Here is a 15,776-nt window from a genome sequence, read left to right on the forward strand (position 1 = left end):
AGGCGACTCAGTCGGTCGACTCCTCGTCGGGCGATCCGACGCGGATCGAGGCCGACCCGTCGGGGAGGATCGTGATCGATCCGTTGACCTGGAACGCGACGTCCTCGGACACCTCCTGCACGGAGCCGTCGAACAGTGAACGGATCTCGACCTCGACGTGCGCCACGGCATCCGTCGGGGGGATCTTCCAGTGTCCGCCGTCGGGGACGACGGTGACCTGAGGCTGGTTCGCGATCGACCACTCCGGCAGCGACGCGATGCGGTTCGAGACCTGCAGCCCGAACGGGCAGGCGGTCGGCTGCAGCACCTGCTGCGACGTGCACGCGGTGAGGAACTCCTCGACACGCTGCTGCACGACCGAGACGAAGTCGGCCGTGGGGGTGGTCTGCACGTCGACCGGCGTCGTGGCGAGCGGGGTATCGGCGAGGACGCCGACACCCTCGGAGTCCGAGATCGCGGTGTCGACGGTCACCGAGTACAGCCCCGGCGTGAAGACGAGCAGCGGAAGCGGTTCGAGCGGGGCCGCGTCGGCGCCGGCGAACGACACCTGCCGCCGGTCGACCTCGAAGCCGTTCACGGCGAACTGGTCCGCGCCGCGCAGGGTCAGCTCGACCACCGCGAGGGGACTGTCGGTGAAGCGCCAGTTCGGCGTGACCCCGGCCCAGCCGTCCTGCTCGACCGTGAAGGTCGTGACGCCCGAGTGCTCGGCCGCTTTGTACGAGACGGTCACGGCCGTCCTGTCGCCGTCGGACTTCTCGGACACCACCTCGACGTCGGTGAGCGGGGCGAGGGCTGCGTGCCGGAGCAGCGCCTCGGATGCCGTGGCTCCGATGCCCGCCGCCTCGAGCGTCTCGCGGTCGACCGCGACACCGGGGATGCGCAGGGCGTCGGCCGCACGACCCTCTGAGAGGAGGTCGAGGTAGCGCACCACGAACGCTGAGGGCCCATAGAACTGCCGGTACAGAGTGGCCCCGCCGGCGCCGAGAGCGGCGACGAGCAGCAGACCGATGACCGAGAGCAGTGCGAGGTCGGCGACGAGGCGCGAACGCCGGGGCGCCTTCGTCTCGACCTGCTGCATGGCGTCAGTCTAGGAGGGCGGCCTGGGACGGAGCCGAGCATGGCCTCGCTCTGTGACGGGGCAGTTCGGCTGTGTCCGTCGGATGCCGGGCCGCAGCGCCACGTAGCATGGGGGAGCGCGTGTTCCGCGTGCGCTTTCCGCCGTCGTCCCGTGTGAGAGATCCGTGTCGCTTCCCGCCCTGTCCGAAGAGCAGCAAGAGCTGTTCCGGCTGATCGAGGACACCGGTGAGCACGTCTTCATCACCGGACGCGCGGGCACCGGCAAGTCGACGCTGCTGCAGTACTTCTCGTGGAACACGAAGAAGCAGATCGCGATCTGCGCTCCCACCGGGGTCGCCGCCCTGAACGTCGAGGGGCAGACGATCCACTCGCTGTTCCGGCTGCCGATCGGCCTCATCGGCGACTCGGACATCGACCAGAACGACAACACCCGTCGCATCCTGAACGCGATCGAGACGCTCGTGATCGACGAGATCTCGATGGTCAACGCCGACCTCATGGATGCGATGGATCGCTCCCTGCGCCAAGCGCGGGGCAAGCGCGGCATCCCCTTCGGCGGGGTGCAGATCGTGATGTTCGGCGACCCGTATCAGCTCGCCCCCGTGCCTCCGCGGGGTGACGAGCTGCGCTACGTGAAGGACCACTACCGCTCGTTCTGGTTCTTCGACGCCAAGGTCTGGGCGGGGGCCGCCGGTGGCGACGCTCCGGACGACGACGGCGGACTCTTCGCCGTCGACACCCGAGCCGAGCTGCACGTGCGAGAGCTCGTGCAGATCCACCGCCAGTCGGATGACGGTTTCAAGGCCATGCTGAACGCCGTGCGCTACGGGCGGGTCACCGCAGAGATCGCGGGCGTGTTGAACACACAGGGGGCGCGCACGCCCCCCGACCCCGAGCCGGGGGAGGTGCCGATGATCACCCTCGCCACCCGCAACGACATCGTGAACACGATCAACAGCCGTCACCTGGCCGCCCTGCCCGGCAAGGAGCAGACGGCGCGTGCCGAGGTCAGCGGCGAGTTCGGAAAGGGCGAGGCCTCGTTGCCTGCCGAGTCGGAGCTGAAGCTCAAGATCGGCGCGCAGGTGATGTTCCTGCGCAACGACACCTCGATGTCGGGTGAGCCGCCCCGATGGGTGAACGGCACGATCGGCACGGTCATCCGCATCCTCGGCGAGACCGTGCGCGTCGAGATCGACGGTGAGGAGGTCGACGTCGACCCCGCCGTCTGGGAGCGTTTCCGCTATTCGTACGAGCCGAGCACCAAGAAGCTGACCCGTGACGTCGTCGCGGAGTTCACGCAGTTCCCGCTGCGTCTCGCGTGGGCCGTCACGATCCACAAGTCACAGGGTAAGACCTACGATCGCGCGATCATCGATCTGGGCTCGGGCGCGTTCGCTCCGGGGCAGACGTACGTCGCGCTCTCGCGCCTCACCTCCCTCGACGGGCTCTACCTGTCGAGGGCACTGCGACCGAGCGACATCCGGGTCGACGAGGACGTGCGCCGCTTCATGCGCGACGCATGGCTCGCAGCATCCACGCCCGAGGTCGGCAAGGGCTGAGGCGTTTCGTCTCGGTCGCTGCGCTCCTCGCTCGACGAGCGGGAGTCAGGAGTCAGGCCGCGACGCGGGCGCGGTCGAGGTCTTCGAAGAGCTCGGTGTTGAAGCGGTAGGCGAGCAGGACCTCGTCGATCACGCGCTCACGCTCGGCGTCGTCCCACGGAGCCGCGTCGAGCTGCTCGCGGTAGACGTCCTTGAACGCAGACGGGTCGGCGATGTCGTCGAACAGGTAGAACCCGATGCCGTTGGTCTCGAAGCCGAAGCGACGTGCCATCACGCGGCCGATGAAGATGCCGCCTGAGAGGTCGCCGAGGTAGCGCGTGTAGTGGTGCGCGACGAAGCCGCCGGCCCAGGTCGCGCCGACCTGGCGGATGCGCTCGACATAGCGCTGCGTGGTGGGGAGCGCGACGATCTCGTCGCGCCAGTCGGCGCCGAGCAGGAACTCGAGGTCGGCCTCGAGTGCGGGCAGGCGGGTCAGCTTGTCGCTGATGAAGACGGATGCCACGGCGTCCTGACGCATGCGGTCACCCGCCGACTCGAGAGCCTCGTAGATGAAGTAGTGCTGTGCGACGAGCGCGATGTAGTCCTCGCGCGAGCCCTCGCCCTTGAGCAGGTCGGACATGAAGCCTGCGCCCTCGCTGCGCGAGTGCGAACCGGAGGAGCGCTCACGGAGGGCGGCGGAGAAGGACAGGATCTCGGACATGTGCCAAGTGTAAGGGTTGCCTTACCTCTGGCGAAACCCCGGGATCTCAGAGCGTCATGCGTGCGGGCGCGGCTCGACCCCGAGCTTCTCGCAGGCGAGGTCGTAGAGAGCGACGACCTCGCGGCGCACCGCGGGCCGCTCGCTGATCGGGGCGGACGGCCAGGCCACCCGCAGCTCCGACGAGACCCCGGCGCGGGTGATCTCCCAGACCCCGCCGTCGCCGTCGAGGCCCGTCATCACGGCATCCGTGATCTCGCCGCCGTCGGCAGGCGAGAAGGCGCGCGCGATCAACAGGTTGTCGTCGGTGTGGTCGCCGTTCATGTGGCGCAGGATCGCGGAGACGACGTCGGCATCGAAGATGTGGGGCATGATGATCACCCTAAACGGGCCCTGGCGATGCGATCTTTCAGGAACGGCGTTCTAGACTCGGGAGACACGTCTTCCGGGGGTCCCCTTTCATGCAGCTTCTCTCGTCGCGCAGGTTCCGCGCAGCAGCGGCCGGCGCAGCCGTGCTCGGGCTCTTCCTCACCGGATGCACATCCGATCCGGAATTCAGCTACGAGCCGCCGGCTCAGGTCGACGGCGCCCTGCCGGACGACACCGTCGCCGCCATGGAGGCGGCCGTCACCAACGCGCTGGCCGCCTCGGGTGCCACCGGCGCCGTCGTCGGCGTCTGGGCTCCGTGGAGCGGCAAATGGGTGACCGGGATCGGTACGCAGGATCCGGGCTCCGGCGACGAGATCAGCACGGACATGGCCTTCCGCGTCGCCGACGTGACGCGCCTCATGACGTGCGACGTGCTCTACGGCCTGGTCGATGACGGGGTCGTCGACCTCGACGACCCCGTGCCGGATTACGTCTCGGGTGTCCCGAACCTGCAGGACCTCACCCTGCTCGACCTGTGCAACGGCACGTCCGGACTCGGTTCGTCCGAGACCACTGCCAAGTCGGCGTGGATGAACACCCCCGAGCGCGTGTGGGCTCCGCTCGAGCTCGCCTCCTACGGACTCGGTGCCGCGCGAGGCGCCGCGCACACGACGTACTCGAACTCCGACACCGCGTACCTGCTCCTCGGCCTCGCTCTCGAGCGCGCCTCCGGCATGTCGGCCTCCGAGCTGATCGCCGAGTACGTCGCCGAGCCGCTCGGTCTCGCGAACACGTCGCTGCCTGCTGCCGCAGCGGCACCGCCCTCCACGGGGCCGGTCATGAACGGGCACTACCTCTCGCCCGTCGAGGGCGGCTACAACTGCGCTGCGCCCGTCGACATCACGACGCTCTCGTCGAGCTCCGGGTTCACCGACTCCGGAGTGGTCTCGACGATCGAGGACCTCGGTCGCTATGCACAGGCAGAAGCGACGCTGCGCACCGAACAGGCGCCTGACCGCTTCGCGAGCCCGCTCCCGGTCGCTGCCGATACGCCGTCGTGGCTGCAGGCCACCGGCGGAGCGGTCCTCGTCGGCTCGATGGTCGGTCAGTACGGCTGGACCCCCGGGTACCAGACCGCCGCCTACTCCGACCCTGCGACCGGATTCACGGTCGCGGTGTCGCTGAACGACTCGACCACGGGTGGCACGACCGCCGCGTACCTCGCGTGGGAGCTCGCTGCCATCGCCTCCAAGGCGCCGGCGGCCGAGGGGCAGACCGCTCCGGAGTTCGGTCTGCCGTTCACCGCCGAGCAGTACCACGAGGCCATCGCCGCATCGGCGATCCCCTGCGTCGCACCCGCTGAGGGCTGAGACCGGGCATCGAGCCGCGGCCCGGCCCGACCGGACGGAAGGGAAGCCGATGGCGATCATCGACAACGCGATCTATGTCGACGGTGTCCGCACCGAGAACCCGCGGAGCCTCAGCGAGACCTTCGAGGCAATGCGGGAGCGCGGCGGACTGAGCTGGATCGGACTGTACCGTCCGAGCGAGGCCGAGATCCGCGAGGTGGCCGACGAGTTCGGCATCCATGCCCTCGTCGTCGAGGATGCGCTGTCGGGTCATCAGCGGTCGAAGCTCGAGCGCTATGGCGATGTGCTGTTCATGGTGCTCCGCTCGGCCCGCTATCTCGACGCGGCCGAGGAGGTCGAGTTCGGCGAGATCCACGTGCTCGTCGGCACCGACTTCGTCGTCACCATCCGGCACGCGGAGTCCCCCGACCTGGGGCGCGTCCGTCGTCGCCTCGAGGGTGACCCGACCCTGCTGAAGCTCGGCCCCGAGGCGGTGCTCTATGCGATCCTCGACGAGGTCGTCGACGAGTACGCGCCGGTCCTCGCGGGCCTCGAGAACGACATCGACGAGATCGAGAGCCAGCTCTTCGAAGACGAGGTCGACGCGACGCAGCGGATCTACGAGCTGGGGCGTGAGGTCATCGACTTCCAGCGGGCCGTGCAGCCGTTGGCGGGCATGCTCGATGCGCTGCTGCGCGGTTCTGCGAAGTACGAGGTCGACGAGGAGCTGCAGCGGTACCTGCGCGACGTGCTCGACCACACCCTGCGCGTGTCCGAGCGCGCGAACACCTTCCGCACCGTGCTCGACAACGCGCTGACCGTCGAGTCGACGATCGTGGCACGGCGTCAGAACGAGGAGATGACGCGGATGACGGAGCTGAGCATCCGTCAGAACGACGAGGTCAAGAAGATCTCGGGCTGGGCGGCGATCCTGTTCGCGCCGACCCTCGTCGGCACCGTCTACGGCATGAACTTCGACCACATGCCCGAGCTGCACTGGGCGTTCGGATACCCCATGGCGATCGCGCTGATGGTGGGGATGGGCTTCGGCCTGTACTGGGTCTTCAAGCGCAAGGGCTGGCTGTAACCACTCGATTCCGGGCGCGCCGAACGTCGCCAGGGTTGATTCTCGCGAGTTCACGAGTAAAGTGCAACTAGTTACAGAAAGTGCTTGGAAAACGCTATCCCCTCGGCTACCGTCGGTGTAGCCGACGAGAGTCCGGCACGAATCAAGGGAGATCACATGCACAACGCAATGACGCGGACGGCACGAAGCCGCCTCCTGCTGGTGACCGCGGGCCTCGCGACCTCTGCTCTCGCGCTCGCCGGCTGCGCTGGTGGCGGCGGTGACGCAGGAGCGTCGGAAGACAAGACCACGATCCGGTTCCTGTACGCCACGGGAGACGAGACCTGGAACGGGGTGGTCGACCAGGTGGTCACCGCCTTCAACGAGCAGAGCGACACCACCGAAGTCAAGCTCGACCCGCTGCCCGCCGGATCCGACTACGCCACCGCGCTCAAGACCGTCGATGCCACCGGCAACTGGCCCGCCGTCGTGGACATGCGCGACACCCTCACCTACGTCAACGCCGGCAAGCTCGCCCCCGTGCCCGAAGAGGTCACGGCGCTGCTCGAGCCCGACGCGTTCGCCGCTGCCGAGGACGGCAACGTCTACACCGTGCCGTCCAGCGCGCTCAACGGCGAGCTCGGCATGAACATCGTCTACAACAAGACCTACTTCGAGGAGCACGACCTCGAGGTGCCCGAGACCTACGACGACTTCCTCGACCTGCTGGAGGAGATCAAAGCCAACGGCGACGTGCCGCTCGCCACCGCCGCCGCGGAGGTATGGCCCTCCGACCAACTCTGGAAGCCGCTCGCGGCACCGGTGTTCGCCGAGTACAGCGACGAAGGCGGGTTCTGGAACGCGGCAGCTGCGGGAGATGCCTCTGTGGCCGATCTGAAGGCTCCGCTCGAGGAACTCAAGATGATCATGGACGACTACGTGCTCGAGGGATGGCAGTCCACCGCGGATGCGCAGACCACGACGCTCCTGGTCAACGAGCAGGCGGTCATGGCGACCTCGTCCGCCGGACTCGGACGACTCATGGACATCAACAAAGTCGACCCGGAGTTCGACGCCGGGCTGTTCATCATCCCCGACGAGGACGGCAACCTCAACGTCCTCAAGAACAGCGTGATCGGCGACACCGCGGGCGGTCTCGCGATCTCGTCTCAGGCCGCGGAGGACGAGGACGAATACGCGTCCGCCGTCGAGTTCCTCGAGTACTTCTACTCCGTCGAGGCCGCCGACCTGATGGAGGCGAGCGGATGGATCTCGCCCAACATCCTCAAGTCCGATGAGGTCACCCGCAACGACACCATCCCCGGAGCCGAGGATTTCTTCGCCCTGCTCGAGAACCCGAACCTCGTCTGGTACGAGAACTCCCCGACGCTCAGCACCTTCAGCTCGGTCAACACCTTCTTCCGGCAGTCCCGCATCGAGATGCAGGACGGTCAGACCACGATCGACGAGACGATCGCGAAGGTCCAGGCGGAACTCGACGCGCAGGTCGCCGCAGCGGGTTGAGCCACGAAGCCGGGGCGCGGACCCGACCGCGCCCCGGCTTCGGCGAACGGCGATCGATCAAGGAGAGAACATGAGTGCACACACCGAGGTCAGAGTGAGACCGCGATTCGGACGAGGACGTCTGGCGATGCTGGGCTTCGTCATCCCCGCGCTGGTGATCTACCTCCTGATGGTGATCGTCCCGTCGCTGCAGACTCTGCAGCTGAGCCTGACCGATTGGGACGGCATCAGCGACGGCTACGACTACGTCGGCATCCGGAACTACGAGGACATCGTCGCGAGCGGCCGCTTCTGGAACGCGGTGCGCAACACCCTGATCCTCGGACTCGGCTCCGCACTGATCATCAACGTGATCTCGCTCGCCGTGGCCCTCATGCTCGACAAGCTCAACCATGCGCAGGGCTTCTTCCGTACGGCCGTGTACCTGCCGGCACTCGTCAGCGCCTTCATCATGGCGACCATCTGGAAGTACCTGCTCAACTACAACTTCGGCTCCGTCAACACGGTACTGCGTGACATGGGCCTCCCCGAGTGGGCCCGCGACTGGCTGGGTGACAGCAGCATCGTGATCTGGGTCATCCTGTTCATCACCTGCTTCACGCTCGGTGGCAACACGACCCTGATCTATCTCGCGAACCTGCAGTCCGTCCCCCAAGAGCTGATCGAGGCCGCGCGCATCGACGGCGCGAGCGGTGCCAAGGTCTTCTGGAACGTGACCTGGCCGATGATCGCCGGCGCCGTCACCGTCAACATGACGCTCGCGATGATCGCCGGCTGGGTCATCTTCGATCAGGTGCTCGTGCTCACCTCGGGAGGCCCCGGGTTCGTGAGCGAGACCATGGCCTTCTTCATCTACAAGGTCGGCTTCGGCGAGTACCGGGCCGGATTCGGTTCGGCGGCCGCCGTCGTGCTCTTCATCGTGGTGATCGTGAGCACCGTCGCCGCGAACGCCTACATGCGCAAGAGGGAGATCCAGGCATGACCGAGACGATGACCCAGGTCACCATGAAGATCGAACCGGAGGCGCGCCCTGCGGGGATCGCACGCATCCCCCGCCCGCCGCGTGTGCGCCGGGAGAAGAAGAAGTGGTCGATCGGCGAGATCGTCGTGATGGTGGTGCTCAGCATCCTGGTGCTGATCGTCGCGTCTCCGGTGATCTACGCGCTGCTGAACTCGTTCCGCTCGTACGCCGAGATCACGAAGGATCCGATGGGCCTGCCCACCTCCTTCGCGTTCGACAACTACGTCACCCTGTTCCAGCAGACCGACTTCCTCGAGGCGGTGCTCAACACCCTCATCATCACGGTCGGCACCGTCGTGATGCTCATCATCATCGTGCCGATGGCTGCCTACGGCATCGAGCGGATCGGCGGCCGCACCTCGCGGTTCCTGTACGTGCTGTTCATCGCCGGACTCATGATCCCCTTCCAGGTGCGCATGATCCCGCTCGTGAAGGGCTTCGACGATGTCGGCCTGTACAGCACGCTGCTCTCGGTGATCCTCGTGCATCTCGGAGGGGCGGCGAGCTTCGGCATCCTGCTGTACTGCAGCTTCATCAAGGGCATCCCGATCGAGGTCGAAGAGGCGGCGCATGTCGACGGTGCGGGGCGCCTGCGCACCTTCTGGCTCATCGTCTTCCCGATGCTCCTGCCGGTCACCTCGGCCTTCGTGATCATCCAGGCCCTCGGGCTCTGGAACGACTTCTTCATCCCCCTGGTGTTCCTCGACTCGTCATCGGCCGGAACCATCAACGTCGCGATCAACCGCATGGTGGGTCTGCTCACCTCTCAGTGGCAGCTGATCTACACGGGAGCGATCCTCGCGATCGTCCCTTCGGTCGCGATCTTCGCCGCCTTCCAGCGCTACTTCATCAAGGGCATGTCGGTCGGGGCGGTCAAGGGATGAGCACCGTGACCACCTCGCGGCTCGGCCGTCTGCTCGGCTACGACGGCGTCATCGCGACGCTGCTGCTGGGCGCGTTCCGCTACTTCCTCGTGTCGCTGTCGTTCGTCGGCTGCCTCGTGCCGGTGCTCGCCTTCCAGGCGCTCGTCGGCTGGCAGGCCACCCACATCGCGCTCTGGTTGGGTGCTGCCGCAGTGCTGCCCGTCGCCCCGGCGCTGCACGGACTGGTGCACGCCGCCGCCGCTCTGCTCGACTCGGAGCCGCACGTGGCGCAGACCTTCTGGCGGGCATTCGCGGACGCCGTGCGCCACCGCTGGGGTTCGGCTCTGACGCTCGGTGCCGCCGTGCTCGTGCTCGGCTACGACATCGCCCTGCTCGGAGCGGATGCCGGCGTGCTGCTGGGCGCCGTCGCCGTGGCCGCCGTCGTCGCCGCGATCGTCGTCGCGGCCGCGTTCCTCTCGGACTCGCCCTTGCACGGCGCAGCGTATGCACTCGCCGCGGCACGGATCGTCCTGCAGCGCCCTCACCTGGCTCTCGTCTGGCTGCTGCTCGCGGCTCTCGCGGGTCTCGCCACCTCGCTTCCGGTGATCGGCGCGGTCGCGTGGCTGTCGACGCCGGCTCTCGCCGCGGTGGCCGCCACGATCTGCACCCGCACGCTCGGCTTCGACCGCGCACGTGAGCGGGTGGGCGCATGATCGCCCGCATCGGCGGATTCACGATCGCGGCGGAAACTGACGGTCCGGCGACTCTGGCCGTCGGCGACGGCCATCCCACGCCTCTCGTCGAGATCTTCACCGCCGCAGAGCAGCGTGCGCGCACGAGTCAGGCGTACGTGCGCTCGGCTCTGGGAGCTCGGCTGCGCATCGAACAGGCGGATGCCACGCCGACGGATGCAGACCCCGAGACCGTCACGCTCGTGCAGCGCGACGCGCTCACGGGACTCGAGGTCACGAGCGTGCTCGCGCTCTCGGGCACGGCTGTGCGTGTGCAGCACACACTGCGCGGCACCGCGTCGGATCCGGTCGTCATCACCGCGGTCAGCTCGGCCACGGTCGGATTCGGCGCGGGCCCGCATGCGGGGGAGCAGTACGACCTCCTCACCGCGCGCAGCGAATGGCTGGCGGAGAACCGCTGGCACCGTCGTGCCCTGGCCGACGAGCTGCCCCCGCTGTCGCTGCCGATCCACGCGCAGGACGGCCGGGGACACGCGACCCTGACCAGCCACGGCGCCTGGTCGACCGGGGAACACCTGCCTGTCGGCGCCCTCGTGCACCGGGACGGCTCGGCCATCGCGTGGCAGATCGAGAGCGGCGCGGGCTGGCATGTCGACCTCAGCCAGGGGCTCGAGGGTCTGACCGTCTCACTGCTCGGCCCCACGGATCTCGAGCACCAGTTCGCCCGTGTGCTCGCGCAGGGCGACGAGTTCCTCACGGTGCCGGTCGCGCTCGCCGCGTCGGCGCAGGGATTCGAGGGAGCGATCGCCGCGCTCACCTCGCATCGTCGAGCGATCCGCCGCGTCGACGGCCCTGACCTGCCGATCGTCTACAACGACTTCATGAACACGCTGATGGGGCAGCCCTCGTCCGAGGCGCTCCGCCCATTGATCCGTGCCGCCGCCGGGGCCGGGGCAGAGGTCTTCTGCATCGATGCAGGCTGGTTCGCCGACCCCGAGATCGGCGACTGGTGGGATACGGTCGGCGAGTGGCGGGAGGCCCCGAGCCGGTTCGACGAGGCAGGGCTCCGCGGCATCATCGACGAGATCCACGCTGCGGGCATGCGCTCGGGGCTCTGGCTCGAGCCCGAGGTCGTCGGCGTGAGCAGTCCCGTCGCGAAGACGCTGCCGGATGACGCCTTCTTCCAGCGGTTCGGTGTGCGCGTGCGCGAGCACGACCGCTACCACCTCGACTTCCGGCACCCCGCGGCGCGGGCGCACCTCGATGAGACGGTCGATCGGATCGTCAGCGAGTACGGCGTGAGCTTCGTGAAGCTCGACTACAACATCAACCCCGGTGCCGGCACGGAGTGGCAGGCCGCAGCGGCCGGAGACGGCCTGCTGGGCCACATCCGCGCCTTCGGCGACTGGCTCGACGACGTGCAGAGACGGCATCCGGAGCTCCTGATCGAGAACTGCTCGTCGGGCGCGATGCGGGCCGACTACGCGTTGCTGTCGCGCACACACCTGCAGTCCACCACCGACCAGCAGGACTTCCGTCTCTATCCGCCGATCGCGGCATCGGCGCCCGCGTCGATCCTTCCGGAGCAGGCAGGCAACTGGGCGTACCCGGCGAGCGGGATGACGGATGCCGAGACGGTGTTCACCCTCGTCACCGGCCTGAGCGGCAGGCTCTATCTCTCGGGGTTCCTGGGAGAGCTCGGCGCGTCGCAGCGGGCGCTCGTCGCCGAGGCCGTCGGCCTGCACAAGACCGTGCGCGGCGGGCTGGCTGCGACCGACCCGTTCTGGCCGCTCGGCCTGCCCGCGTGGGATGACGACGTCGTCTGCCTGGGCCTGCGAGGAACCGAGCAGTCGTTGCTCTTCGTGTGGGACAGGTCGGAGGAGCCGCGCTCGATCACGATCCCCGGAGTCGACGGTGTCGAGACCCTCTTCCCTGCGGGATCCTCCGTCGACGGCTGGGTGATCGACAGCGCCGGCGACGGCATCCGCATCGCCACGGGGCCGGGACTCGGTGCCCGTGTGCTCCGCGTCGGCCCCGACATCGAGGGGAGCGACGCATGAGCGGCACGATCCGCACCGGCGAGCTCTTCACCGACGACCTCGGCCGCATCGCGCAGCTGCACGGTATCGGCATCCAGCGCGTCGGACCGCACTGGTACGCCTGGGGCGAGGACAAGACCGCCGGCGACCGATTCACGGCGGTGGCCTGCTACCGCTCGGCCGACCTCGCGACCTGGGAGTACGTCGGCGATGCGCTCGCCGCGGGCTCGGGCGATCTCGCCCCCGACCGCATCGTCGAACGACCCAAGGCGCTGCGCCGCCCCGACGGGCGCTGGGTGCTGATCGTTCACATCGAGAGCGCCGACTACTCGGACGCGAGGGTCGGCTTCGCGATCGGCGATGCGCCCGAGGGGCCGTATGAGTATCTCGGCAGCGAGCGACCGCTCGGCAACCTCAGCCGAGACATCGGCGTCTACCAGGAGGGCGGCGTCGGCTATCTGCTCTCTGAGGACCGCGAAAACGGTCTGCACATCTATCGCCTTCGCGACGACCACTGCGGGGTCGAATCGATCGTGGCGACTCTGCGCCAGCAGGAGCGCCCCGAGATCGGGTACGAGTCGCCGACGCTGATCCACCACGACGATCTCTACTACCTGTTCGGGTCCGACCTCACAGGCTGGGACCTCAACGACAACAAGTACGCGACCGCTTCCGCGCTCGAGGGGCCGTGGTCGCCGTGGCGGGACTTCGCCCCGACCGGCGGCCGCACGTTCGACTCGCAGGTGAGCGTCGTGCTGCCGGTCGACTGTGGCCACGTGTACATCGGCGACCGCTGGGATCGTGACGACCTGGCATCGTCGGCGCCGATCTGGCTGCCGCTGCGGGTCGAGGAGGGTCGTGCCGAACTGTGCTGGCGCGACGACTGGAGCATCGAGGAGCTGAAGAAGTGAACGCCCGACCCCGCGCGATCGTCGCGATGAACCCCCCTGCCCTGGCCGAGAACCTGTTCGGCCCGCACCGGGCTCGCCTCAGCGCGCTGGTCGATGTGAGCGCCGAAGTGCTCACCGACTTCGAGAGCGATCACGCCTCGCAACTGATCAGCGAGGCCGAGATCCTGCTCGCCGGCTGGGGATGTCCGCAGGTCGACCGCGACATGCTCGAGCGGATGCCGAACCTGCGCGCCGTCGTCTTCGCCGGTGGCGCCGCCAGCGCGGTGCTCGACACCGTGGAGGCCGCGCGCCGGGGCATCGTCTTCACGAACGCCGGCGAGGGCAACGCGCAGGCGGTCGCCGAGTACACCGCGGCGACCATCGTGCTCGCCGGCAAGCGGGCGAGGTATGCCGAGCAGATCTATCGCGAGGGTCGCGCCTTCGTCGACCGCGAAGCCGATCTGATCGACAGCGGCAACTTCGGACGCACGGTCGGGCTCGTCGGAGCCTCGCGGATCGGACGTCGCGTGGCTCAGCTTCTGCAGTCGACGGACGTGCGTGTGCTGATCTACGATCCATACGCCTCGGAAGAGGAGATCGTGGCCCTCGGCGGGCTCAAGGCCACGCTCGATGATCTGCTCGCGGCCTCCGACATCGTCTCGCTGCACGCCCCCGCGACTCCCGAGACCGAGCACATGATCGGCGCTCATGAGCTGGCCGCCATGCGCGACGGCTCGGTGCTGATCAACACGGCTCGAGGCTCGCTGATCGACCACGATGCGCTGCGCACGCATCTGCGCGCGGGGCGGATCGACGCGATCCTCGACGTGACGGAGCCGGAGCCCCTCGCGGCCGATGACGAGCTGTGGACCCTGCCCAACGTCACACTCACCCCGCACATCGCGGGCGCCACCGGAAATGAGCTCCACCGACTCGGGCGCGACGTGATCGACGAGGTCGCCCGCTTCGTCGCGGGTGAGGCGTTCGTCGGCTTCGAGCGGGTGCCGGGGGTCGTGTGATGGGCGTCGTGCGCAATCCGATCCTGCGGGGCTTCAACCCCGACCCGTCGATCGTGCGCGTAGGAGACGACTACTTCATCGCCACCAGCACGTTCGAGTTCCACCCCGCGGTGCGCATCCATCACTCCACCGACCTCGTGCACTGGACGGTCCGCGGGCATGCGCTCGACGAGGGCTTCGACCTCCGGGGCGTGCCCGACTCCGGCGGTGTGTGGGCGCCGAGCCTCTCGCATTCGAACGGCCTGTTCTGGCTTGCGTACTCGGTGGTGCGGTCGACTGACGGCGACGACAAGGACATCGACAACTACCTCGTGACCGCCGAGAGCATCGACGGTCCGTGGAGCGAGCCGGTGCATCTGGGCTCGCGCGGGTTCGACTTCTCGTTCTTCCACGACCCCGACGGCACCCACTGGATCGTCGGGGTGCAATGGGATCAGCGGCCGGAGCATCCGTCGTTCGGCGGTCTCGTGCTCGAGCAGTATCTGCCTGATGAGAGGCGCACCTCGGGGACGGCCACCGTGATCCATCAGGAGCCGACACTGGTGGAAGGTCCCAACCTCTACCGCATCGGCGACTGGTACCACCTGCTGATCGCCGCGGGCGGCACCGGATGGAACCACGCCATCACGGTGGCGCGGTCGCGCGAGATCACCGGACCCTACGAGCGCGACACGCAGCCGTTCGTGCTGACCAGCCGCGACGCCCCCGGCCTGCCCCTGCAGAAGGCGGGTCACGGCGAACTCGTGCAGAGGCCGAGCGGCGAGTGGATGCTGGTGCATCTGGCCAGCCGGCCGACTCTGCACCTCGGTGAGAGGTACAGCACGCTCGGGCGCGAGACCTGCCTGCAGCGGGTCGTGTTCGACGAGAACGGCTGGTTGCGGCTGGCGCAGGGCGGTCATCATGCCGAGCTCGAGCTCGAGCTCGAGCTCGAGGGAGAAGGCGTCGGCCGCGCTGTCGCGTCGGGGTTCGCTGAGTCCTTCGATGTCCCGCAGCTCGACAACCGGCGCTGGTCGACGCTGCGCACAGCGCTCGATCGCGACACCGCCGACCTGACCGCGCGGCCCGGATGGCTACGGCTGCGTGGCGGGCACTCGCCGGCATCCGTCTTCGATCAGTCGATGATCGTCACCAGGGTCGAGGAGCATCGGGCCACGTTCGAGGTCACGGTGGACGCCGAGCCCACCAGCACCCGCGAGCTCGCCGGAGCGATCGCCTGGTACGACCGCAGCGGTTGGATCTGGCTGCAGCTGGGGTGGGATGCCGACAACGACCGGCACGTCCGCGTCGTGATCAGAGACGGGGCGCGCACCACTCGCTCCGCGCCGGTCGCACTGCCGGATGGAGCCGTGCGGATGCGGCTGACGCTCGACGGACCCGACCTCCGGTTCGCTGTCGCCGCGGTCGGCGATGATCACTGGACCGACGTACCCGGCATCCACCCGGCCTGGACCCTGTCGGACGACCACGGCGATCGGCTGCGGTTCACCGGCCTGTTCTTCGGCGTCCGCGTGGACGATCTCGACGGCCGCGGGTGGTCTGCCGATCTCACCGACGTGTCTCTGAGATACGAGGAGACCGATCCGGCGGGGGAGGACTGACCCGCACACCTCC

14 protein-coding genes are annotated in these 15,776 nt (G+C 68.2%); 11 read left to right on the forward strand and 3 right to left on the reverse strand.

The genetic code is table 11. From position 1 onward, the window contains the following. Positions 1-7: 7 nt before the first annotated feature. Positions 8-1,078: a hypothetical protein gene (locus ASF80_RS12655; RefSeq protein ID WP_056311244.1), complete on the reverse strand. Its 1,071-nt coding sequence runs from the start codon at positions 1,076-1,078 to the stop codon at positions 8-10. A gap of 163 nt (positions 1,079-1,241) precedes the next feature. Between ASF80_RS12655 and ASF80_RS12660 the strand changes: the two genes are divergently transcribed. After that, on the forward strand, positions 1,242-2,636 hold the full coding sequence (locus ASF80_RS12660) for an ATP-dependent DNA helicase (RefSeq protein ID WP_056311246.1): 1,395 nt from the start codon (positions 1,242-1,244) through the stop codon (positions 2,634-2,636). A gap of 52 nt (positions 2,637-2,688) precedes the next feature. On the opposite strand, the gene ASF80_RS19395 is transcribed toward ASF80_RS12660, so the two are convergent. Together ASF80_RS19395 and ASF80_RS19400 are read right to left on the reverse strand one after the other, a co-directional pair. Next, positions 2,689-3,336: a heme oxygenase (biliverdin-producing) gene (locus ASF80_RS19395; RefSeq protein WP_056311248.1), complete on the reverse strand. Its 648-nt coding sequence runs from the start codon at positions 3,334-3,336 to the stop codon at positions 2,689-2,691. Between the two features lie 54 nt (positions 3,337-3,390). Then, positions 3,391-3,705, reverse strand: a complete 315-nt coding sequence (locus tag ASF80_RS19400) for a DUF2470 domain-containing protein (protein ID WP_056312111.1) — start codon at positions 3,703-3,705, stop codon at positions 3,391-3,393. A gap of 89 nt (positions 3,706-3,794) precedes the next feature. Here ASF80_RS19400 and ASF80_RS12675 point away from each other — a divergent pair, with 89 nt between their 5' ends. From ASF80_RS12675 to ASF80_RS12720, 10 genes are all read left to right on the forward strand, one after another. Next, positions 3,795-5,072, forward strand: a complete 1,278-nt coding sequence (locus ASF80_RS12675; RefSeq protein WP_056311250.1) for a serine hydrolase domain-containing protein — start codon at positions 3,795-3,797, stop codon at positions 5,070-5,072. A gap of 49 nt (positions 5,073-5,121) precedes the next feature. After that, complete coding sequence (corA, locus tag ASF80_RS12680) at positions 5,122-6,138, forward strand: magnesium/cobalt transporter CorA (protein WP_056311252.1); 1,017 nt, start codon at positions 5,122-5,124, stop codon at positions 6,136-6,138. A 156-nt stretch (positions 6,139-6,294) separates the two neighbouring features. After that, positions 6,295-7,641 carry an ABC transporter substrate-binding protein gene (locus ASF80_RS12685; RefSeq protein WP_056311254.1) on the forward strand — a complete coding sequence of 449 codons (1,347 nt, stop codon included), beginning with the start codon at positions 6,295-6,297 and terminating at the stop codon, positions 7,639-7,641. Positions 7,642-7,711: 70 nt separating this feature from the next. Next, complete coding sequence (locus ASF80_RS12690) at positions 7,712-8,623, forward strand: carbohydrate ABC transporter permease (protein ID WP_056311255.1); 912 nt, start codon at positions 7,712-7,714, stop codon at positions 8,621-8,623. After that, positions 8,620-9,546, forward strand: coding sequence for a carbohydrate ABC transporter permease (locus tag ASF80_RS12695; protein ID WP_235559966.1), 927 nt, complete (start codon positions 8,620-8,622; stop codon positions 9,544-9,546). The genes ASF80_RS12690 and ASF80_RS12695 overlap by 4 nt, the downstream gene beginning before the upstream one ends. Positions 9,547-9,551: 5 nt before the next feature. Continuing rightward, complete coding sequence (locus tag ASF80_RS12700; RefSeq protein WP_056311257.1) at positions 9,552-10,238, forward strand: hypothetical protein; 687 nt, start codon at positions 9,552-9,554, stop codon at positions 10,236-10,238. After that, complete coding sequence (locus ASF80_RS12705; RefSeq protein ID WP_056311259.1) at positions 10,235-12,277, forward strand: alpha-galactosidase; 2,043 nt, start codon at positions 10,235-10,237, stop codon at positions 12,275-12,277. The genes ASF80_RS12700 and ASF80_RS12705 overlap by 4 nt, the downstream gene beginning before the upstream one ends. Then, positions 12,274-13,167, forward strand: coding sequence for a family 43 glycosylhydrolase (locus tag ASF80_RS12710; protein WP_056311261.1), 894 nt, complete (start codon positions 12,274-12,276; stop codon positions 13,165-13,167). The genes ASF80_RS12705 and ASF80_RS12710 overlap by 4 nt, the downstream gene beginning before the upstream one ends. Next, entirely contained in the window at positions 13,164-14,165 is a 1,002-nt protein-coding gene (locus ASF80_RS12715; RefSeq protein ID WP_200934781.1) for a hydroxyacid dehydrogenase, read from the forward strand. Before ASF80_RS12710 ends, ASF80_RS12715 begins: the two co-directional genes overlap by 4 nt. Then, entirely contained in the window at positions 14,165-15,763 is a 1,599-nt protein-coding gene (locus ASF80_RS12720; RefSeq protein WP_056311263.1) for a glycoside hydrolase family 43 protein, read from the forward strand. The genes ASF80_RS12715 and ASF80_RS12720 overlap by 1 nt, the downstream gene beginning before the upstream one ends. Positions 15,764-15,776: the final 13 nt, after the last annotated feature.

It is taken from the genome of Microbacterium sp. Leaf159, assembly GCF_001423615.1.
In the GTDB taxonomy this organism is placed as follows: domain Bacteria; phylum Actinomycetota; class Actinomycetes; order Actinomycetales; family Microbacteriaceae; genus Microbacterium.